We start from the raw sequence: 19,652 nt of genomic DNA, 5'->3' as shown, positions 1-19,652 counted from the left end.
GTCAAAAACAGAAAAGCCAAAACGACCGGAGGGACGCGTGCTTCACTCGATCCAGCGGCACAGGGAGCGCTACGCCGGCGTCCTGACCGCGCTGATCGGCCTCGGCGCCATCGTGGAATCAGCGACGTACGGCCTCGGCACGCTGGCGGCGATCGGGCCGGGTGCCTTCCCGCTGGCCATGGGCGTCATCCTCGTGGCCTGCGGCCTCGGGATCGGGCTGTCGGAGGCGACGACCGCCGACACGCACGACCACGACCGCGTCGACCTCAGCCGACCCGAATGGCGCGGCTGGGCCTGCATCATCGGCGGGATGCTCGCCTTCCTCCTGCTCGCCCGGACCGCCGGCCTGTTCCCGGCGACGTTCGCCTGCGTCTTCATCGCGGCGATGGGCGACCGCACCACGACGGTGCGCGGCGCCTGCCTCCTCGCGACCCTGATCGCGGCGCTCGGCTGCGCCCTGTTCTACTACGGCCTGCACATCCAGCTGCCGCCGCTCGCCTGGGGACAGTCATGATCGGCACGGCGCTCACCGACCTCGCCCAGGGCTTCGGGGTCGCCCTCCAGCCGACCAATTTCCTGGCCTGCTTCGTCGGGGTCCTGCTCGGCAACATCGTCGGCGTGCTGCCCGGGATGGGCGTGATGGCGGCGATCTCGATCCTGCTGCCGCTCACCTTCGCCATGCCGCCGGTGGCCGCGATCCTGATGCTGTCGGGCATCTTCTACGGGGCGCAGTACGGGGGCGCGATCTGCTCGATCCTGCTCAACCTGCCCTGCCATCCGCCGCACGCGGTGACCTGTCTCGACGGCTATCCCCTGACCAAGCAGGGCAAGGGCGGCACGGCGCTGGGAATCACGATGCTGGGCGGCTTCTGCGGCGCCTCGTTCGGCATCGTGATGATGATCTTCTTCGCGCCCCTCCTCGTGCGGGCGGCGCTGAAGTTCGGGCCCGCCGACGTGTGCTCGCTGATGTTGCTCGGGCTGCTCGCCGGCTCGACGCTGGCCCGCGGCTCGGCGCTGAAGGGCATCGCCATGACGACGCTCGGCCTCCTGCTCGGCATCTTCGGCACCGACGTCACGTCGGGCTACGAGCGTTTCACCTTTGGCCTGCCCGAGCTCGCCGACGGGATCGAGATCGTCGCCCTCGCGCTCGGCCTGTTCGGGATCGCGGAGTTCCTCAAGAGCGTGAACAAGGTCGAGCCGCTGCGCGGAGGCGCGAGCGTGCGCCTGCGCGACATGCGGCCGAGCGGAGCGGACCTGAAGCGCTCCGCCCTGCCGATCCTGCGCGGCACGCTGATCGGCAGCCTGTGCTCGCTCATCCCGGGCACCGGCCCGACCATCGCCTCGTTCGTCGCCTACGCGGCCGAGAAGAAGATTTCGCGTACTCCTGAGCGCTTCGGGCGGGGCGCGATCGAGGGCGTGGCAGCGCCCGAGACCGCGACGCACTCCTCGGTCCAGGGCGACTTCATCCCGACTATGAGCCTCGGCATCCCGGGCGACGCGGTGATGGCGCTGCTGCTCGCCGCCCTGACCATCCAGGGCATCACGCCGGGGCCGCTCCTGATCTCGCAGCACCCGGACATCTTCTGGGGGCTGATCGCGAGCTTCTGGGTCGGAAATATTCTCCTGATGGGGCTCAACGTCCCCCTGATCGGCATCTGGGTGAAGCTGCTGACGATCCCCTACCGCTACCTCTATCCGAGCGCGCTGTTCTTTGTGTGCATCGGTGTCTACTCGACCAGCAGCAGCCTGTTCCAAGTTGGCGAGACGCTGGTGATCGGGATCTTCGGTTATCTCCTGCTGATCCTCGGCTTCCACCCGGCCCCGATCCTCCTCGGCTTCGTGCTCGGTCCGCGCTTCGAGGAGAACTTCAGGCGCGCCATGCTGCTGTCGCAGGGCGACCTGACGGTGTTCGTCGAGCGCCCGATCAGCGCCGCCTTCCTCGCCGTCTGCGCCATCCTGATCCTCGGACAGCTCTTTCTGCGCTGGCGACGCCGGGGAGCGTTGGTGCCCGATGGCCCCGTCGTGATGGAAGGCTGAGCCTTATAAAGTTGACTGGGGGAGCGGTATCGCCCTGAACCTCGACATGGTCCGCGTATGTTCGCACGCGCTTCGCGCGCCGCATCGGCCGATTGCGGGCCGCGCGTGATGCGGGCGCAATGGGTGGGTTACAGGTGGCTGCCCGAGGTCGTGAACGATCGGAGAGCTCGGCCCGCGCACACCAGCCCATCCCGGTGGGTGCCATTCGTTCGCGGCAAGGCCTGGTTTGATCCGGCCGTCTTCGGCTCGCTTTGCTTCAAAAACAGATCGGCCGCTCAAGATGAGGATGGTCCCAGCGGGGGCAAGCGGCTTTGCCGGCTTGTCTCAGCGTCCGCTTCGGGGCGAATGCGCTCGTCGGCTGAATGACCGGGATGGGCGCCAAGCAGCCGGTCGGAGCTGATGAATTTCAGTCTAGCCACTTTTGGGCCAGACTGGCAGTAGACCGGACGTCGGTGTCGTCTCCGATTGCCGTGTGGCGGTCCCCTGTCGTCTCAGCCACGCTCCAATCGATCGAAGCCGAATCACGCCTGCGGAGGCTCACCGTAGCCGTGTCGCGTCGATGACCAGGAAATACTGACACGCGTCCGTCCCGAGATTGGTGAAAGCGTGTCCGGCATCGGCCTCGAAATACAGGCTATCGCCCTCCTCGACGACCACCGCGCGGTCGCCGATCGTGGCGCGCAGGCGCCCCTTCAGTACGAAGATGTACTCTGACACGCCGCGGCGGTGGGCGACGAACTCTCCTGTGGTGGCACCCGGCGGAAGCGTGTTGAGGACCCAGTCGATCCCGCGCCCGGGCAGCACCGGAGAGAGGCATCGGCGCAGGAAGCCCGAAGCCTCGTCGCGCAGCACCGGCTGGCGGGAGGCTGGGATCAGCAGCACCTCCAGTTCTGTGGCTGGAGCCATCAGCCGGGAGAAGGTCACGCCCAGTGCTTCGGCGAGGCGCGACAGGACCGCCGTCGACGGCACGGCCTCGCCGCGCTCGATCTTCGAGATCATCGAGCGGCTGACCCCCGACACGGCCGCCAAGGCCTCGAGGGAGAGATCGCGCTTCTTCCGCCGACGCCGGATCTCCTCGGCAAGCACCTGAATCTGGGAGCGGGCCTCGGCCTCGATCTGAACCCGCCGTACCTCTGTCGTGACCGTCATTCGCGTTTCGTCCTGGCCCTCCGGCTGACGCGTCATCCCTGAGCGCCCGGGGCTGATCGGTCGGGTGCTTAGCATAGGTCGCGTGGGAGCGCCCCCGCGACCGGAGCCCGCAATTGGCACGCCGCTTGTATGAGACGGAGTGGAAATTCCTCCTGCAAAGTGGATGCCCCCCATGCCCAACGCCGCAGCGCCGTTGGATGCGACACGGATCGCCGAGCCGGGCGCGGTGACGCACGCGGACAGGCGCCAGATCGTCTGGTCGAGCGTCATCGGCACCACCGTCGAATGGTACGATTTCCTGATCTACGGCACGGCCAGCGCGCTCGTCTTCAACAAGCTGTTCTTTCCCAGCATCGACCCCGCGGTCGGCACGATCGCGGCGTTCGGCTCCTATGCCGTCGGGTTCCTCGCCCGGCCGCTGGGCGGGGCGGTCTTCGGCCATTTCGGCGACAGGATCGGCCGGAAGGCCATGCTGTCGCTGACCCTGATGATCATGGGGCTCGGCACCTTCCTGATCGGGTGCCTGCCGACCTACGGGCAGATCGGCCTCCTCGCGCCGATCCTCCTCGTGGCCCTGCGCCTCGTCCAGGGGATCGGCATCGGCGGCGAGTGGGGCGGAGCCGTGCTGATGGTGGTGGAGAGCGTGCCGGCGGACCGGCGCGGGTTCTTCGGGAGCATCGTCCAGCTCGGCTATCCCATCGGCGTGATCCTCTCGATCGGCGCGTTCGCGCTGACCGGCCTGATGCCCGAGGCGGCGTTCCAGGCCTGGGGCTGGCGCATCCCGTTCCTGGCGAGCGCGCCCCTGGTCGGGGTCGGCCTGTTCATCCGCCTGCGGCTTCACGAGACCCCGGCGTTCCGGCGCATCAAGGAACGGGCGGTGACGGCGCGGCTGCCGGTGATGGAGATCCTCACCGAGCATCCCGGCATGTTCCTGAAGGCCGTCGGCCTGAAGGTCTCCGAGATCGCCTATGTGAGCGTCGTCACCGTGTTCTCGATCTCCTACGTCACCGGCCAGCTCGGCCTGTCGCGGGGGGTGATCCTGAACGGCATCCTGGTCGCCGCCATCATCGAGCTCTTCACGATCCCGGTCTTCGGCTGGCTGTCCGATCGCTACGGGCGCAGGACGCTGTTCATCGCCGCCTGCCTGTTCTCGATCGCCTTCGCGTTCCCGATGTTCCGGCTCCTCGATACCCGCGACCCGACGATCATCACCCTGACCGTCGCGGTGGCCCTGAGCTTCGGGCAGGGCATCATGTTCGGGACCGGGGCCGCGTGGATGTCCGAACTGTTCGATGCCCGCCTGCGCTACAGCGGCGCCTCGCTGGGTTTCCAGGTCGGCGCGGCGCTGAGCGGCGGCTTCACGCCGCTGATCGCCGCCGCCCTGCTCGCCTGGAGCGGCGGCGCGACGTGGCCGATCTCGGCCTACCTGATCGCGCTCGCGTGCGTGACGCTCGTGGCGACTTTCGCGGCACCGGAAACAGCGCGGCGGCGGATCGACTGAACGGTCCTGCACAGTCGAAAAACACGCTTTAACCAGTGGACGTGCGTCCACTACAATGGAATTATGTCGGACGCCTGACGCAATAGGAAGACGGATTTGGACAGGATCATCATCGCCACGAAAGCGGCGGCTCCGGCCGTCGGCCCATACGCCCAGGCGACTCGCGTCGGCGACTTCGTCTTCGCTTCGGGACAACTGCCGATCGATCCGGAAACCGGGGCATTTCCGGAGGGCATAGAGGCGCAGACGCGCCGCTCGCTGGCTAACCTCGCAGCCGTGCTGGAAGCTGGAGGTGCCAGCCTCGCGAGCGTCGCCAAGACCACCGTGTTCCTGAAGGACATGAACGATTTCACCGCGATGAACGCGGTTTATGCCGAACACTTCCCCGGCGCGGCGCCGGCGCGCTCGACAGTCGAGGTCGCGCGCCTGCCCCGCGACGCGCTGGTCGAAGTCGAGGCGATCGCGCTGGCGACGGGGCCGGCGCGATGAGCGCGACATCCGCACCCCGCCATGTCGAAGCCTTCGCGCACGCGGCCGGCTCGGTGGCGACCGGCGTGCCCGGAGGGGCGACCGGCTGGCACGGGACGCTGCTCAACATCCACATTGCGCCGGCGGCGAGCTACGAGATGGAGGAGTTGGCCGAGGCCTACTGCGTCGCTGGCCGCGGCATCGAGGGCGATCGCTACTTTCTCGGGACAGGGACCTACTCGCCCAAGCCGGACACTCGCGAGGTGACACTCATCGAGCAGGAGGCGCTCGATGCTCTCGCGCGCAACGATCCGCCGCTTCAGGGCGGCCCGATCCATCTCTCGCCCGTCGATCACCGCCGGAATCTCACCGTGCGCGGCGTACCGCTCAATCATCTCGTCGGCCGCAGATTCCAGGTCGGTGAGGTGATCCTGCGCGGCGGTCGCCTGAACTTCCCATGCAAGTATCTAGAGGAACTGCTGGGGCAGCCGGTCTACCTGCCGCTCTACAATCGCTCCGGCCTGAATTGCGGGATCGAGCGCGGCGGGATCATCCGCCCGGGCGACCCGATCACCCTGTTGGATTGAGGCCATGTCCGCCCGCATCGTCATGAGGCTGACGGTCGTAGAGGCCGTCGCCACTACGCCGGAGGTGGTGCGGCTGACCTTCGCCCACCCACAGCGTCCCGAACTGCCTGCTTGGGAACCCGGCGCGCATGTCGACCTTCGTCTGCCGGACGGGCGCACGCGCCAGTACTCGCTGTGTGGCGATCCGGCTGATCGGAGCCGGTACGTCATGGCGATCAAGCGCGAGGATGCGGGCCGTGGCGGCTCGCTGTGGACGCATGACAACCTCACCCCGGGCGCCGTCGCGCACGTGTCCCATCCGCGCAACAACTTCGGCGTGGCCGTCGAGGCACGGCGCCACGTCCTGATCGGCGGCGGAATCGGTGTGACGCCGCTCGCCGCCATGGCCTGGTATCTCGCCGCGCGCGGTGCCGATTTCGTCATTCATCTGTGCGCCCGTTCCGCCGAGAATGCCCCGCTGTTGGCCGAGTTGCAGGCGCTCTGCGGCGACCGGCTCCGCTGCTGGTTCTCCTCGGAAGGTTCGCGCTTCGACCCCGCGGCGCTCGGTGCGCCGGAGGACGGCGTTCATATCTATGCCTGTGGGCCTCAAAGGCTCACCGATGCCGTACAGGTCACGCTGGAAACCGCCGGCTGGCCGGTAGAGCAGGTGCATGTCGAGCACTTCGCGCCGATGGCCGACGAGAACTACAAACCGGAACCCTTCGACGCGCTGATCGCCTCGACAGGGGCGGTCGTTCACGTTCCCGCGGATGTCTCGCTGCTCGACATCCTGCGCCGTCACGGCTTTGCGATGCCCTCGTCCTGCGAGATCGGCGTGTGTGGCTCCTGCGAGTGCGGATACCGGGACGGCACCGTGATCCACCGCGACGTCGTGCTGCCGGTCGCCAAGCGCCAGGACCGGATGATGCCCTGCGTCTCCCGCGCCCGGGTAAACGTCACGCTCGAACTCTGAGGGTCGGCTGCCGATGACGTCGAGCCCCACGCGTCGCACCCTGATCGCAGGCGCTGCCGCTGTGCTCGCCGCGCCGCGGTTGGCTCTGGGGGCAGACGCGAAGACTCTACGCTTCGTGCCGCGCACGGATCTCGGCGTGCTCGACCCGATCTGGAGTTCGGCGATCATCACGCGCAACCACGCGTTCATGGTTTACGACACGCTCTACGGCCAGGATTCCAATTTCGAGCCGAGCCCGCAGATGGTGGCGGGTCACCGGATCGAGGCCGACGGACGCCTCTGGCGCCTCACCCTGCGTGATAGTCTCCTGTGGCACGACGGAGAGCGCGTGCTGGCGCGCGACTGCGTCGCCAGCATCCGTCGGTGGGGGGCGAAGGATGCCTTCGGCCAGGCGCTGATGGCCGCCACCGACGAGCTCGCAGCGCCGGACGACCGCACCATCGTGTTCCGGTTGAAGGCGCCGTTTCCCTTCCTGCCCCACGCGCTCGGCAAGTCCGCCGCCTTCTTTCCGGCGATGATGCCAGAGCGGTTGGCGACCGTCGGCCCGTCCAAGCAGATCACGGAGATCATCGGTTCAGGACCGTTCCGTTACCGCCCCGACGAGCGAGTGCCCGGAGCACGCAACGTCTACGAGCGGTTTGCCCCCTACAAGCCCCGGGACGACGGCACGGTCTCGCGTACCGCGGGGCCGAAGCGTGTGCATTTCGACCGCGTCGAGTGGATCACGATGTCCGATCCGGGCACGGCGGCATCGGCGCTTCGGGCCGGCGAAGTCGATTGGATCGATTACCCCGTGATCGACCTGCTGCCGATGCTGAGATCGAGCCCGGGCGTAGGCGTGAAGATCCTCGATCCGAAGGGCCTGATCGGCGTCTTCCGGATGAACCATCTGCAGCCGCCCTTCGACAATCCGAGGATCCGCCGCGCCGTACTCGCGGCTTTCGACCAGTCGGAGTTCATGCAGGCGGTGGCGGGCGACGACCGGAGCCTGTGGCGGGACGGCGTCGGCTTCTTCTGCCCGGATACCCCGCTCGCCTCCGCTGCGGGGATGGAGGTGGTGACCGGCCCACGCAACCTCGCGGCCGCCAAGCGGGCGATCGTCGAGGCCGGCTACAAAGGCGAGCCCGTCGCGCTGATCGTATCCAGCGACTTCCCTGCTCTGAAGGCGATGTCGGATGTCGCCGCCGAGACGTTGCAGAAGATCGGGCTGAACGTCGATTACCAGTCCCTCGACTGGGGCACGGTGCAGCAGCGTCGCTACAAGCGCGACCCAGTGGACAAGGGCGGGTGGAGCGCGTTCTGCACGAACTACGAGGGTGCGGATCTCGCCGATCCGGCCGGTCACCTCGCTCTGCGTACCAACGGGGCGCAGGCATGGTTCGGCTGGCCGAGCGACCCTAAAATCGAGGAGCTGCGGGATCGCTGGTTCTTGGCCGGGGATCTTGCCGAGCAGAAGGCCCTCGCCGCTGCGATCCAGCGCGCGGCTTTCGTGAGCGTACCCTACGTCCCACTCGGCCAGTTCTTCGCGCCGACGGCCTATCGCTCGAACATCAAGGACCTCGTCGACGGGTTCGCGATCTTCTGGAATGTGCGCCGTGGCTGAGGATCCGATGGAGGCCGATGGGCTACTGTTGTCGGCTCAGGAGCGCGAGGCGGTCCGGCGTGGCCGCGCACTGGCGCTGTCCGAGATCGCTCCGCACGCCGCCGCCTGGGAGCACGCCGGCTCAGCGCTGTCGCGCCCGGTCTTCCGGGCCTATGCTGAAGCCGGCCTAATAGGGCTTGAGGTCTCCCGCCAACGTGGAGGATCCGGTCTCGGCTACCTGTGCAAGATCGGCCTCGCCGAAGCTATGGCTCGGACCTGCCTGCCAAGCACCTTCGCGCTGAACCTCGCACAGGGGATGGCGACGCGGATCGAACGCGAGGGCTCGGAGAGCCAGGTCCGGCGTCACCTACCGAGCCTTATCTGCGGCGAGCGGATCGCCGCGGTTTCCCTGAGCGAACCGGGTGCAGGCAGCGATTTCTCAGCGATCGCGACGCGGGCGGAGCGGGCGGCCGGGGGCTGGCGCCTGCACGGAACCAAGGCTTGGGTCACGAACGGCGCGCACGCCGATCTCGCCCTGGTCTACGCGCAGACCGAGCCCGGCAGCGGGGCAGCTGGGATCGCCAGCTTTCTGGTCGAGCTGCACGCGGATGGCGTCTCGCGCGTGGCCGACGTTCCGCTGATCGGCGGCCACGCGATCGGTGCTGCGACGATCGTGCTCGACGGCGTATTCGTGGCCGACGACGACCTGTTCGCGCCACCCGGGCAGGCGTTCAAGCGGGCGCTGACAGGCATCACCGGTGCGCGTATCCACGTCTCCGCCATGGCCTGCGGCATCGTCACCGATAGTCTAGCGCGTGCTGTAGACCACGGGCGGGTTCGGCACAGCTTCGGTCGCCCGCTCATCGAGCACCAAGGCTTGCGCTGGAGCCTCGCCGACGTCGCCACCGGCCTGGAGGCGGCGCGTGCTCTGACCTACAGCGCCGCGCAGCGGATTGCCGCGGGCGCCGATGCTACGCTCGCGGCGGCGCACGCCAAGCGGTTTTCCGCCGATATGGCGCTCTCGGGCGTGGCCGCCTGCATGCAGGCGATGGGAGGCGTCGGGCTGCGCGCCGACCTGCCGTTCGGCCGCCACCTCGCTGCGGCGCGAATCGTGGCCTACGTCGATGGGACCACCGAGATGATGCGTGACAGGATCGGCGCGGACTTGGCCCGGCGTCGAGGTGGTCGACCGAACCCGGAGGCGCCGCGATGATCGACAAGCGCGCGGCCGGATTTCATGAGGCGGTCGAGGGAATCGAGACTGGCCACACGGTGATGGTCGGCGGTTTCGGAGACGCGGGCGTCCCCATCGGCCTAGTCGCGGCCGTGCTTGAACGCGGGCCGCGCGACCTCACCGTAATCGCCAATAACGCCGGCTTCCACACGGGGGACATCAGCGACTGGCTGAGCGCAGGCCTCGTGCGCAAGGTGATCTGCAGCTATCCGCGCACCTCGCCGACCTTCGTCGCGCTCTACCGTCAAGGCAAGGTCGATCTGGAGCTGGTACCGCAGGGGACCCTCGTCGAGCGCATGCGCTGCGCCGGGGCCGGGCTCGGCGGCTACTTCTCCCCGGTCTCGGTAGGGACACTCCTCGCGGCGGGCAAGGAGGTCCGCACGATCGGGGAACGCGACTATGTGCTGGAGGTGCCATTGACTGCCGACTTCGCCCTGATCCGGGCGCGGCAGGCCGATTTGATGGGCAACCTCACCTACAACAAGACCGCGCGCAACTTCGCGCCGGTCATGGCTACGGCCGCCCGCATGGTCGTGGCCGAGGCGAGCGAGATCGTGGACGTCGGCGGCATTGATCCAGAGGCCGTGATCACGCCCGGCATCCTCGTCGATCGGATCGTTCAGCAGAGGCTTCGCGTATGACGCCACTCAGCCGCGACGACATCGCCCGCCGCGTCGCACGGGCCCTCCCACATGGGGCCGTCGTCAATCTCGGAATCGGCCTGCCTGGCCTCGTCAGTCGCTATGTGGAGCCAGCCCAGGACATCGTCCTGCACAGCGAGAACGGGATCATCAACTTCGCCGCCTTACCGGACAGCGGCGCGGCAGATCACGACAGCATCGACGCCAGCAAACGGCCGGTCACGGTCCTTCCGGGCGGCAGCTACCTCGACGTCGCTCTCTCCTTCGGCCTCATGCGCGGCGGCCATTTGGATGTAGCGGTGCTCGGCGCCTTCGAAGTGTCGGCCCGGGGCGATCTCGCGAACTGGTGGACGGGCAAGCCCGGTGATGTTCCCGGCGTCGGTGGCGCGATGGATCTCGCCTGTGGCGCCAAGTCGATCTGGGTGATGATGGAGCACACGACGCGGGACGGCCAGCCTAAGCTCGTGGATTGCTGCAGCTACCCGCTCACGGCACCAGCCGTAGTCGACCGCATCTTTACGGATCTTGCCGTCCTCGACGTCACGCCCGATGGGCTGTCTGTCCGCGAACTCCTGACGGGTATCGAGCCGGACGAACTTCAAGCCCGCACCGCGACGCGCCTCATCTTCTCCGATACAAACCGGATCGATGCTCGCATCCTCGATCAAAGGGCGCGCTAATCCCGGCATTGGCCGCTTTGTAGACGAGCCCCAAGCGGACTGAACGGCTGATATGGGCGCAAAGCCGAAGGTCCGGTTTCTGCGCCGAGTAGCCGGTAGGGTCGGGTCAGCCGTCATGGCACGGTATCGCCCGCCACTTTCATACCGTCCGGATCGAGCAGCCGAGCGAACAGCTTGAGTGGGTCGGCTTCGACCGCACGGGCGATGGCGATGAACTCGACGAGGTCTAGGCGACGCTCTCCGCCTTCGTACTTGGCCACGAACGATTGAGGGCTGCCCAGCCGCTGGGCGAGCTGGTGCTGCACTGGCCGCTCGATACCTTACGGGCAGTATTCGCAGTGCGCTGCGAGGCCGAGGGCCGCGATCCCGGCGTTGTGCTGGGAGATCTGATCGGACCGGAGGCCGATCCGGAGGCGTTCTGGGAGGGCGTGCGCACGAACCTTCAGGCCGGGCGGGTGCGGCTCTTGTTCGTCGCCGATCGTGTGCCACCAGAGCTGCGTCGCGTCGTCGAGTTCCTCAACCGGCAAATGCAGCCGGCCGAGGTGCTGGCAGTCGAGCTGCGCCAGTACGAGGGCCAGGGGCTGAAGACGCTGGTGCCGATTGTGCTCGAGCGCTCTGAGGCGGCCAAAGACCGCAAGGGCGGCCCGGGCCGCGCGGCGTTGCCCAAACGGGCCTGGGACGAAGCGAGCGTGATGGCGGAGATCGCCGCGTGCGGCAACGCGGCGGTGCTCGCCACCGCCCGGGCGATCGTCGCCTGAATCCACCGTCGGGCGGACCGCGTCGCCTTCAATGCCAATCCCACGTTCGGCGCGCTGGGCGCGGTGTTCGAGAAGGACGGGGTCGCCATCCCGGCGCTGCGGATGTTCAGCGACGGCACGATGGCGGTGTACTTCGGGTATATGCTCGGCAAGCCGGTGTTCGACGATCTCGGGCTGCGGCAGACGCTGCTCGACCGGCTGAACGCGGTGCCGGGCATCCGATTGCCACTGGACGCGGTATCTAAGCGCAAGACCATCCCGCTCGCACCGCTCACCCCCGAGGCCACCGCCAGCTTCCTCGAAGCGATGGACTGGTTCGTTGACACGCTGCGCGCCGGCGCCTCAGCGACGAACGCGTAGCGACGCTGGAGCCGACGCCCTCATGAGCAGCCTCGCGCCACCCGAGAGTCGGGAGCGGGTCATGACCCGCGGGCTGGCCGAGATCGGCCGACGCGACGCCCATCACTCGCTGCGCTCCCCGACCGAACCGGGGCCGGTTCGGATTCACGACGGGACGCGAGCGCGGCGAAGGTCTCGCCGCTCTGCAGATGGACGGCCTCGGTCTTCGTCGTGTCCTCGAAACGCCGGATGATGAGATCGACATAGAGCGGGTCGATCTCGATCCCGACGCAGCGCCGACCCGTCAGCTCGGCAGCGATCAAGGTCGAGCCGGACCCAAGGAAGGGATCGAGCACGGTCTCACTGCGATCGGTTACGTCGAGCAGCGCATCCTTCAGCATCGCCACGGGCTTCACCGTTGGGTGATCGGCGAGACCCCGCCGTGCGTCGGATCCAGCCGTCGAAGCGCCGGGATAGGTCCAGAGATTCGTGCGCCAGCGTCCGTTCTGCCCGAGCTTCACGTTGTTGCGGTGGGGTGCGTGTCCTTTTTTAAACAGCGGCATCAGCTCGTGCTGCGACCGGTACAGGCCGCCCATCCCGGCGTTGGTCTTGCCCCAGACGATGAGGTTCAGCTGTTCCAACCCGAGGCGACCTGCGGCGCGGTCGACCGCGCTCAACCCCCGCCAGTCGATGAAGGTCGCCAGCAGCCCGCCATCGACGAGACACTCCGCAGCCTGGCTCATCCAAGCGTCGTTGAAGCGGGCGAACTGCTCGTCGCTCATCTCGCCGCTCGCCATCGCGAACTCGCGATGATCGCCGCGCGTCACATGTCCGGCGATAGCCACGTTGTAGGGTATATCGGTCAGCACAAGGCGCACCGGTCCAACCGCGAGCTTACCCAGCCAGTCGGCCGCCTCGCGCGCGTCGCCGCAGACGACCCGGTGATCGCCGCAGCTGAAGACATCGCCCTGTCGCGTCACGCCGATCGCGGCTGGGTTCGGCACGAGATCGGCCGGGTCGGGTTCATCGTCCTCATCCCCGAGCCGGATCGCGTCGATCAGCACGGTGTCGATCCCGACGACCTCGATCGGCGCCCCCGCGACCACCAGCTCACGCAGGATGACCTCGATGGACGCGAGGTCGTAGGTCGCCTTCTCGGAGAGCACGTTCACGCCGAGCCTAATGAGCTCCCATTGCTCCGGCGTCGTGATCTCCACCAGCACGCACGGGATGGTTTCGAGGCCGAGGCGCTTGGCCGCTTCGACCCGACTGACCCCGTCGAGAATCCTGTCATCCGTATCGATCAAGACGGGATCAACGAACCCCACGGTCGCGATGCAGGCCGCGATCTGCGCCACATGCGTCTCATCGAGCTTATGGATCTTCCGCTCCGCAGGGCGAAGGTTCGCGGGATCACGCCGGACCAAGCACAGGTTCGGCATGAGATCGTTACGATGCGGCGTTGTGAGGCTGGGGACGGAAGCCGGCTGCTTCCTTCGGGCCCTGCGCTCGGCATCCCGCTTCAGCAGGGCGGCCTTCAGGTTCCTAGTCATCGCTCTGTCCTCCCAGGCGGGACCGTGTTCGGACGCGCGGCAGGGACGGCGGCGGATGGACCGCTGGCGCGGTCACGGCGGGGGCCGGCGGGCGCGAGCGCGTCCTGATCCGTGCGGGCGGCGCCGACGCGATCGGTCGATCCGCGAGCTGGCGCTCCAGCGTCGTCTCGAACGGCGGGATCGGCCCGTAGACCCGCTGGTGTTCCTCGAGCAACCGAGCCTTGACCGTCGGCAGCAGGAGCCTCCACGCGTGCTTCTGCCGAGCTGCCAAATCCGCCTTCTGGCCGACCGTGAGGCGGGGCCGACGTCGCGCCTTGGGCGGCGGCGAGAGAAGGCCGAGCCCCTCCAGCATGATCAGGAGCTCCCTCACCTGCTGGTGTGCCCCGCACACGCCGTGCATCGCCGCGGTGAACAGCTGCCGGACCGCCACGGCGATCGCCGTCGCCTTGCGCGTGCGTCCGCCGGACGAGACGCCGATGAGCTTCATCATGGCCTTGCGGTGGGCGTCCCAGGGATCACCGGTGGCCCGCGCCGCGCCCGAAGGGTTGCCGCTTTGGCCGGGTCGCCAGCGCGTGTGCACCGGCGGCTTGCGGTAGCCAACCTCGGATCCCCCGGCCCGACGCCGCTGCGCCGCCATCCGCCGCGCCGCGGCGCGTTCGACTCCGGGCCTGATGGCGTCGACCTCCGGCTTCCACTCGAAGGGCACGAGCGTTCGGATCGGACGGCTGCTTGGATAGTGGGCCTCGTACGCCCGCTGAATCTCCGGCAGGATCCTGCAGCAGATATGCGCCGCTTGCAGATGAGCGTGATCGCAGAGCAGCGCGTCACGGGCCAACCGCAGTTTTGTGGCCGCGATGTCTAGATTTTCCACTTTGGAAGCGTGTAAAATACCCTTGTCGATGAGGAATTTGGTCAGCCATGTCTGTTGACGTATGGCGCCGATCACGCCGCGCGCCGCATCCTCGCTCGTTTTATCGAAGTAGACGTCGAGGAGAAACCTCCTCTTGACGCTACCGTTCTCCCGAACCTCGATCAGACCGAAGGTCGCCTTCCGGATATGGTTGATCGGGCTGTTGAAGCCGAGGCGCTCGATCTCGGCTGCGGCTTCCTGGCGTCGGCGTTTGTTCTTGAACGCGGTACGGGCCATCTGGGCGCTCTCCATCTGCGCCAGCACGCACGCGGGATCGCGTGCGGGTCAGGCGGTAAGGAAAGTGCCCCGGGCATCCCGGCGCTTGCTCCGTTGGAAAGCTTTATCGCCGACAGTTCTCAGAGTTGTCAATCTAAAAATCCCGAAGACGGGTCGAAGGCTGACATCGTCATAGCTCATCCTCAACCAATATACCCTGTGCTCGTTTTTTGGCTGAGTGATAGGTCCAATCTGATCTTTGGCTGAGTTCGCGGAATAGCTCAGAGCTGCTTCAGTGCCGACCACCGCCCGTTAGATCGGCTCCGGCGTGGCGCGCTCCGAGGCGACGGCGACGCGATGCGTGGGTTCATCGCCGTCGCGACGTCAATCATTCCCTTGATTTCGGATGCGTCTCTGGGCGTCGGCAAAGAGATCCGTGCCAGCTGCGTAAGAAATCCCTGCTCGATGCTTGAAAGGTCCCTGCTCGGAAGCTGACAGATCCGTGCGTGAACGCGCGCAAACCAGAGACCGGTTCGAGCCTGACTGCCCGCACCACCAGGCCTTCCTGGTGGACCATAGCGTTCGGTGCTCAGCGGCGATCGAGCGGCTGCGAGCGACCTTGCGTCGCTGATGTGGACCCGCTCTCGTGGAGCCCTTCAGGCTTTCCCACGGGGTGCCACCGATGCCCCACCCACGTCCGCCCTATCCCGCTGCGTTGCGTCGTCGGATCGTCGAACGGGTCCGCGCCGGACGTGACCCCGCAGACCTAGCCCGTGGGTTCGAAGCTTCGGCTCGGGCCCTCCGGAACTGGGGCGCGGAGGCTGACCAGAACGAGGATCGCCGGGGGGCAAGGACCGAGACCCTCACGGCCGCCGAACGTGAGGCCCTGATCCGTATCTTTTGGTTCATGAGCGCCGACCGGGCACCTGTCCCATCGCCGTCATGGCCCGCGAGCCCGGCGTCTCGGAAGCAGGCTACCATACCTGTCGGAGGCGGGAGCCCTCGGCCGACGCCGAAGGTCTCCGCGGCGCCGGTACCGCATTCGCGGTGACCAGCCTCAACGAGGTCCTCGTCCCCGCGCGGTCGGCATTCACCCCGCGATCGGCTCGGGCATGGCGGCTGGCGCGCGTGAGGCCTCGGAGCCGGTTGGGCGTACCGCGAGACCCCTCCGGCAAAAAAAATGCGCACCCCTCTAGACGACCGGTCTAATCGAGTCTATCTGGTCCTCATGACACGCGCCACCGCACACACCGACACCCGGCAGGATATCCTCGACACCGCCTACGGCCTCGTGGGCGCGAAGGGGTTCTCCGGGGTCGGGCTGAACGAGATCCTGACCTCTGCCGGTGTGCCGAAGGGGTCGTTCTACCACTATTTCGGCTCGAAGGAGGCCTTCGGCGAGGCCCTTTTGGCAGATTACTTCGAAAGCTATCTCGCCGATCTCGATACGACGCTCGCCGAGCCGGGGCTGAGCCATGCCGAACGCCTGATGAACTATTGGCGGAAGTGGCAGGCGACACAGGGGAACATCGACTATCAGCGCAAGTGCCTGGCCGTGAAGCTCGCGGCGGAGGTCTCGGACCTCTCCGAAACGATGCGCCTCGCCCTCAAGGGCGGCACCGCCGGCATCATCGACCGCGTGTCGCGGGCGATCGCTGCCGGCGTGGCGGAAGGTTCGCTCAAGGTCGAGAGTGAGCCGCACACGGCTGCAGAGGATCTGTATCACGTCTGGCTCGGTGCGAGCCTGATGGCGAAGATCGTGCGGACCGACGCGCCGTTCGAGGCCGCCATGGGAACGACCCGGCGCATCCTCGGGCTCGCTTCGAACGGATCGACCCCGTCGAACTGATCGACCCCTTCGAACTGATCGACCCCTCGGCGTTGGCGATACGACGCCGAAGTGGCCCGAAACTAAGACGACCGGTCTACTCTAGACGTCAGCCATCACGTCCCCCGGGCCGGCGGGGGACAGGATCGGAAAGGAGAGAACCATGTCTCACCGCACGAAGACGTTCGCCGCCGCCTCCCTCGCAGCCGCCGGCCTGGTGGCACTCCTGGGCACGCCGAGCGCGTCGGCTCAGGAGCGCATCACCCCGGAGACCATCGGCGCCGTCCGCATGGCCAGGGTCGAGGAGGTCCGCGGGGCGGACCTGGAACGCCAGCCTGCGAATGCGACGTCGGCGCGCGACCAAGCCGCGGGACGCACCACGAGGGCGCGATAGCGCCGATCCGCCATCCCCACGCCGGCGCCCTGCACGCAGGCCCGGCGCCTCGACCCCCCTGCCACCGAAGCAAGAGACCCCGGAGACCGACGATGAAGATCCTGATGGTACTGACCTCGCACGACCAGCTCGGCGACACCGGCCGGAAGACCGGCTTCTGGCTGGAGGAGCTGGCGGCCCCCTATTACGTGTTCAAGGATGCGGGTGCGGAGGTGGTCCTGGTGTCGCCCAAGGGCGGCCGCCCGCCGCTCGATCCGAAGAGCGCCGAGCCGAACTTTCAGACCGATACGACACGCCGCTTCGAAGCGGACGCGGCGGCCATGGCGGTGCTGGCCGATACGGCGCGGCTCGATGCCGTCAGCCACGCGGGCTTCGACGCCGTCTTCTATCCTGGCGGGCACGGCCCCCTCTGGGATCTCGCCGAGGACCCCGCCTCGATCGAGCTGATCGAGACGACACTCGGGGCCGGCAAGCCCCTGGCCCTGGTCTGTCATGCCCCCGGCGTCCTGCGCCATGCCAAGACGCCTGATGGGAAGCCCCTCGTCGAGGGCCGGAACGTCACCGGTTTCGCGAACACGGAAGAGGAGGCCGTCGGCCTCACCCGGGTCGTTCCGTTCCGGGTCGAGGACGAACTCAAGCGCAACGGCGGCACGTACGCCAAGGCCGCCGACTGGGAGCCGTACGTCGTCACCGACGGCCTGCTCATCACCGGCCAGAACCCTGCCTCGTCCGGACCCGCCGCCGAGCGTCTGGTCGCACGCCTCGCGAACCGCTGAGGGCAGCCCCCGCGTCGTCCTCGCACATCATCGCCCAGGATCGTCGCCCGGCCAAGCCACGGCGATCCACCCGCATCAGCGGTCTCGAAGGATCTCAGCCCATGACCACCGACATCGTCTTCTCGGACGCGACCCGGCTCGCCGATCTGATCCGCACACGGCACCTCTCGCCCGTCGAAGTCGTGCGGGCCCACCTCGACCGCATCCGGGCGGTCGACCCCAAGGTCAATGCCATCGTCACCGTCGCCGACGGCGCGCTCGCCGCCGCACGGGAGGCCGAGGCGGCCGTCTTGGCGGGCGAGGCGCTCGGCCCCCTGCACGGCGTCCCGTTCACCGTGAAGGATTCCATCGATACGGCAGGCGTCCTCACCCAGCGCGGCTCACCCATCTTCAAGGGGCGCCGGCCGGATACCGACGCGACGAGCGTCGCCCGCCTGAAGAAGGCCGGCGGCATCCTGCTCGCCAAGACCAACCTGCCGGAGTTCTCCTACTGGATCGAGAGCGACAACCTGCTCTCGGGCCGGTCGAACAACCCCTGGGACCTTTCGCGCACGCCGGGGGGCTCGAGCGGCGGCGAGTCGGCGGCCATCGCGGCGGGCATGTCGCCGCTGGGCCTCGGCACCGACCTCGCCATCTCGATCCGGGGGCCGGCCGCGCAGACCGGCATCGTCTCGCTCAAGGCGACCCACGGGCGCGTGCCGATGACCGGGATCTGGCCGCGGGCGCCCCGGCGCTTCTGGCACGTCGGTCCCATGGCACGCTCGATCCGCGACCTCGCGCTGGCCTTCTCGCTGCTCTCCGGCCCCGATGGCGAGGACGGCTTCGCGTCGAGCGCCGGCCCGTTCAACGCGAGTTCGGCAGCCGTGCCCGACCGTCCGCTCCGGGTCGGCTGGCTGGTCGAGCCCGGCTTCGGACCCATCGACACGCAGGTCGCAGCGACCGTCCGGGCGGCGGCCGAAGCCCTCGAGGGCGCGGGCTGCGTCGTGGACGCCGTGCGCATCCCGGCTCTGGAGCGCGACTCCGCCCTGGACGTGTTCAACAAGCTCCACGTCATGGAGATGAAACCGGCATTCCGGGAGGCGACCGCCGGGCGCAGCCCGGACGAGATCTACAGGATGGCCAGGACCATGCTGGCGCTGCCCGACACGTCCATGGCGGATTACATCGCGGCGGAGCAGCCGCGGAACGGCTCCGCGACGGATACGCCGCCTACTTCCGGGATTACGACCTGCTGCTGACGCCCGTGCTACCGGTCCCGGCGCACAAGCACGGCCTCCAGGAGCTTGTCGTCAACGGGGAGACGGTCGACCTGACCTTCCTCCAGGGTGCGACCGTGCCGCTGAACGTGACGGGCCTGCCGGGCCTGTCGATGCGGTTCGGGACGAGCCGCGAGGGGTTGCCGATCAACGTACAGGTGGTGGGTCGCTGGCAGGCGGAGGCGACGATCCTGCACGCCGCCGCGCTGCTGGAAGCGGTCAGCCCGGTCCGCGACCTTCATCCGAGCCTGTAGGCGGTTCGCAGGGCACCGGGCGGGCCGGACCCGGGCGCAGAAGGCCAGGATGCTCGAACGCATCATGGCGGAGACGAGCGCGATCCTCGGCATCTCGGATCAGGACGTCTGGGTCGACATCTCCGACATCCCGGCCCACCCTGTCCTGGAATTCGGCACCGTGCTGCCGGAGCCGGGTCAGGCGGATGCGTGGCTCGGATCACGCCCCGACGCCTTGCGTGAGACGCGCGGCCGGGTCGCCTGAATCGCGGTTCGCCCCGTCTCCCACCGTTTCGGATCCGGACGTCCGATGCGTTTCGACCTCGACGGCGGAAAAATGGTTTTCCGGCCTCGCGGCCGGGGATAGACCAATCGCATATCGTCAGAGATGCCGGTTCATCGCCTCCGATCCATCGCCGTCCCTGGGACAGGCGGGCGACGTCGCGGCTCGGAACCTCTGCCGTCCTCCGCGAAGGCTTGGCCAGCCCGATCCGCAACGGGCCCACGGAGCGCTTGCGATGAACGCGCACAGGCCTCGGCGGAGACGCTCGTGACCGG

At 67.9% G+C, this 19,652-nt stretch carries 20 protein-coding genes and 1 pseudogene; 17 read left to right on the top strand and 4 right to left on the bottom strand.

The features are described from left to right. Positions 1 to 37 precede the first annotated feature (37 nt). Both AC3IF3_RS11420 and AC3IF3_RS11415 read left to right on the top strand, forming a co-directional pair. Positions 38 to 514 carry a tripartite tricarboxylate transporter TctB family protein gene (locus tag AC3IF3_RS11420; protein ID WP_243972786.1) on the top strand — a complete coding sequence of 159 codons (477 nt, stop codon included), beginning with the start codon at positions 38 to 40 and terminating at the stop codon, positions 512 to 514. After that, positions 511 to 2,037 (top strand): tripartite tricarboxylate transporter permease, encoded by a 1,527-nt coding sequence (locus AC3IF3_RS11415; RefSeq protein ID WP_243972787.1) that lies wholly within the window; start codon positions 511 to 513, stop codon positions 2,035 to 2,037. The genes AC3IF3_RS11420 and AC3IF3_RS11415 overlap by 4 nt, the downstream gene beginning before the upstream one ends. A gap of 537 nt (positions 2,038 to 2,574) precedes the next feature. Here the strand turns inward: AC3IF3_RS11415 and AC3IF3_RS11410 are convergent. Then, positions 2,575 to 3,186, bottom strand: coding sequence for a helix-turn-helix domain-containing protein (locus tag AC3IF3_RS11410; RefSeq protein WP_489228815.1), 612 nt, complete (start codon positions 3,184 to 3,186; stop codon positions 2,575 to 2,577). Positions 3,187 to 3,358: 172 nt separating this feature from the next. Between AC3IF3_RS11410 and AC3IF3_RS11405 the strand changes: the two genes are divergently transcribed. The 8 genes from AC3IF3_RS11405 (at position 3,359) to AC3IF3_RS11370 (ending at position 10,831) form a co-directional block, all read left to right on the top strand. Beyond that, complete coding sequence (locus AC3IF3_RS11405; protein WP_489228813.1) at positions 3,359 to 4,687, top strand: MFS transporter; 1,329 nt, start codon at positions 3,359 to 3,361, stop codon at positions 4,685 to 4,687. Positions 4,688 to 4,783: 96 nt separating this feature from the next. After that, complete coding sequence (locus AC3IF3_RS11400; protein ID WP_489228811.1) at positions 4,784 to 5,176, top strand: Rid family detoxifying hydrolase; 393 nt, start codon at positions 4,784 to 4,786, stop codon at positions 5,174 to 5,176. Continuing rightward, positions 5,173 to 5,742 carry an MOSC domain-containing protein gene (locus AC3IF3_RS11395; protein ID WP_243969809.1) on the top strand — a complete coding sequence of 190 codons (570 nt, stop codon included), beginning with the start codon at positions 5,173 to 5,175 and terminating at the stop codon, positions 5,740 to 5,742. Before AC3IF3_RS11400 ends, AC3IF3_RS11395 begins: the two co-directional genes overlap by 4 nt. 4 nt (positions 5,743 to 5,746) lie before the next feature. After that, on the top strand, positions 5,747 to 6,694 hold the full coding sequence (locus tag AC3IF3_RS11390) for a PDR/VanB family oxidoreductase (RefSeq protein ID WP_243969810.1): 948 nt from the start codon (positions 5,747 to 5,749) through the stop codon (positions 6,692 to 6,694). A gap of 13 nt (positions 6,695 to 6,707) precedes the next feature. Next, on the top strand, positions 6,708 to 8,297 hold the full coding sequence (locus AC3IF3_RS11385; RefSeq protein WP_489228808.1) for an ABC transporter substrate-binding protein: 1,590 nt from the start codon (positions 6,708 to 6,710) through the stop codon (positions 8,295 to 8,297). After that, a complete protein-coding gene (locus AC3IF3_RS11380) occupies positions 8,290 to 9,489 on the top strand; it encodes an acyl-CoA dehydrogenase family protein (protein WP_489228806.1) in 1,200 nt (399 codons plus the stop codon). Before AC3IF3_RS11385 ends, AC3IF3_RS11380 begins: the two co-directional genes overlap by 8 nt. Continuing rightward, entirely contained in the window at positions 9,486 to 10,151 is a 666-nt protein-coding gene (locus AC3IF3_RS11375; protein WP_243969816.1) for a 3-oxoacid CoA-transferase subunit A, read from the top strand. Before AC3IF3_RS11380 ends, AC3IF3_RS11375 begins: the two co-directional genes overlap by 4 nt. Beyond that, positions 10,148 to 10,831: a 3-oxoacid CoA-transferase subunit B gene (locus AC3IF3_RS11370; protein WP_243969817.1), complete on the top strand. Its 684-nt coding sequence runs from the start codon at positions 10,148 to 10,150 to the stop codon at positions 10,829 to 10,831. The genes AC3IF3_RS11375 and AC3IF3_RS11370 overlap by 4 nt, the downstream gene beginning before the upstream one ends. 113 nt (positions 10,832 to 10,944) lie before the next feature. Here the strand turns inward: AC3IF3_RS11370 and AC3IF3_RS11365 are convergent, their stop codons facing one another. Further along, complete coding sequence (locus tag AC3IF3_RS11365; RefSeq protein WP_243969819.1) at positions 10,945 to 11,136, bottom strand: helix-turn-helix domain-containing protein; 192 nt, start codon at positions 11,134 to 11,136, stop codon at positions 10,945 to 10,947. Between AC3IF3_RS11365 and AC3IF3_RS11360 the strand changes: the two genes are divergently transcribed. Both AC3IF3_RS11360 and AC3IF3_RS11355 read left to right on the top strand, forming a co-directional pair. Next, positions 11,128 to 11,589, top strand: a complete 462-nt coding sequence (locus AC3IF3_RS11360; RefSeq protein ID WP_489228802.1) for a hypothetical protein — start codon at positions 11,128 to 11,130, stop codon at positions 11,587 to 11,589. The two genes, AC3IF3_RS11365 and AC3IF3_RS11360, sit on opposite strands and share 9 nt — an antisense overlap. 63 nt (positions 11,590 to 11,652) lie before the next feature. Continuing rightward, the gene (locus AC3IF3_RS11355) at positions 11,653 to 11,949 is read left to right on the top strand and encodes a hypothetical protein (RefSeq protein ID WP_243969823.1); all 297 of its coding nucleotides are present in this window, start codon (positions 11,653 to 11,655) and stop codon (positions 11,947 to 11,949) included. Positions 11,950 to 12,008: 59 nt separating this feature from the next. Here AC3IF3_RS11355 and AC3IF3_RS11350 read toward each other — a convergent pair whose 3' ends face one another. Together AC3IF3_RS11350 and AC3IF3_RS11345 are read right to left on the bottom strand one after the other, a co-directional pair. Continuing rightward, positions 12,009 to 13,481 (bottom strand): DNA modification methylase, encoded by a 1,473-nt coding sequence (locus AC3IF3_RS11350; protein ID WP_279598450.1) that lies wholly within the window; start codon positions 13,479 to 13,481, stop codon positions 12,009 to 12,011. Next, entirely contained in the window at positions 13,474 to 14,655 is a 1,182-nt protein-coding gene (locus tag AC3IF3_RS11345) for a DUF5681 domain-containing protein (protein WP_489228801.1), read from the bottom strand. The genes AC3IF3_RS11350 and AC3IF3_RS11345 overlap by 8 nt, the downstream gene beginning before the upstream one ends. A gap of 1,180 nt (positions 14,656 to 15,835) precedes the next feature. Here AC3IF3_RS11345 and AC3IF3_RS11340 point away from each other — a divergent pair. The 5 genes and pseudogenes from AC3IF3_RS11340 to AC3IF3_RS11320 all read left to right on the top strand — a co-directional run bounded on the left by AC3IF3_RS11340 (position 15,836) and on the right by AC3IF3_RS11320 (position 19,359). Beyond that, entirely contained in the window at positions 15,836 to 16,456 is a 621-nt protein-coding gene (locus tag AC3IF3_RS11340) for a TetR/AcrR family transcriptional regulator (RefSeq protein WP_489228799.1), read from the top strand. 142 nt (positions 16,457 to 16,598) lie between these two features. Further along, entirely contained in the window at positions 16,599 to 16,829 is a 231-nt protein-coding gene (locus AC3IF3_RS11335) for a hypothetical protein (RefSeq protein WP_489228797.1), read from the top strand. A 92-nt stretch (positions 16,830 to 16,921) separates the two neighbouring features. Further along, positions 16,922 to 17,605 (top strand): type 1 glutamine amidotransferase domain-containing protein, encoded by a 684-nt coding sequence (locus AC3IF3_RS11330; protein WP_489228796.1) that lies wholly within the window; start codon positions 16,922 to 16,924, stop codon positions 17,603 to 17,605. 101 nt (positions 17,606 to 17,706) lie between these two features. Continuing rightward, positions 17,707 to 19,115, top strand: a pseudogene (locus tag AC3IF3_RS11325) (amidase). Positions 19,116 to 19,164: 49 nt separating this feature from the next. Next, positions 19,165 to 19,359, top strand: a complete 195-nt coding sequence (locus AC3IF3_RS11320) for a hypothetical protein (protein WP_489228794.1) — start codon at positions 19,165 to 19,167, stop codon at positions 19,357 to 19,359. The last annotated feature ends 293 nt before the right edge of the window (positions 19,360 to 19,652 follow it).

The sequence above is a fragment of the Methylobacterium sp. J-118 genome, assembly GCF_057836565.1.
Note: the sequence above shows the minus strand (reverse complement) of the source record. Positions and strands in the feature narration are given on the sequence as shown.

Coding starts and splice junctions, on each gene's coding strand:
- AC3IF3_RS11415 (WP_243972787.1), top strand. CDS start 511: ATGATCGGCACGGCGCTCACCGACCTCGCCCAGGGCTTCGGGGTCGCC.
- AC3IF3_RS11410 (WP_489228815.1), bottom strand. CDS start 3,186: ATGACGGTCACGACAGAGGTACGGCGGGTTCAGATCGAGGCCGAGGCC.
- AC3IF3_RS11405 (WP_489228813.1), top strand. CDS start 3,359: ATGCCCAACGCCGCAGCGCCGTTGGATGCGACACGGATCGCCGAGCCG.
- AC3IF3_RS11395 (WP_243969809.1), top strand. CDS start 5,173: ATGAGCGCGACATCCGCACCCCGCCATGTCGAAGCCTTCGCGCACGCG.
- AC3IF3_RS11390 (WP_243969810.1), top strand. CDS start 5,747: ATGTCCGCCCGCATCGTCATGAGGCTGACGGTCGTAGAGGCCGTCGCC.
- AC3IF3_RS11385 (WP_489228808.1), top strand. CDS start 6,708: ATGACGTCGAGCCCCACGCGTCGCACCCTGATCGCAGGCGCTGCCGCT.
- AC3IF3_RS11375 (WP_243969816.1), top strand. CDS start 9,486: ATGATCGACAAGCGCGCGGCCGGATTTCATGAGGCGGTCGAGGGAATC.
- AC3IF3_RS11370 (WP_243969817.1), top strand. CDS start 10,148: ATGACGCCACTCAGCCGCGACGACATCGCCCGCCGCGTCGCACGGGCC.
- AC3IF3_RS11350 (WP_279598450.1), bottom strand. CDS start 13,481: ATGACTAGGAACCTGAAGGCCGCCCTGCTGAAGCGGGATGCCGAGCGC.
- AC3IF3_RS11340 (WP_489228799.1), top strand. CDS start 15,836: ATGACACGCGCCACCGCACACACCGACACCCGGCAGGATATCCTCGAC.
- AC3IF3_RS11335 (WP_489228797.1), top strand. CDS start 16,599: ATGTCTCACCGCACGAAGACGTTCGCCGCCGCCTCCCTCGCAGCCGCC.
- AC3IF3_RS11330 (WP_489228796.1), top strand. CDS start 16,922: ATGAAGATCCTGATGGTACTGACCTCGCACGACCAGCTCGGCGACACC.
- AC3IF3_RS11320 (WP_489228794.1), top strand. CDS start 19,165: ATGCTCGAACGCATCATGGCGGAGACGAGCGCGATCCTCGGCATCTCG.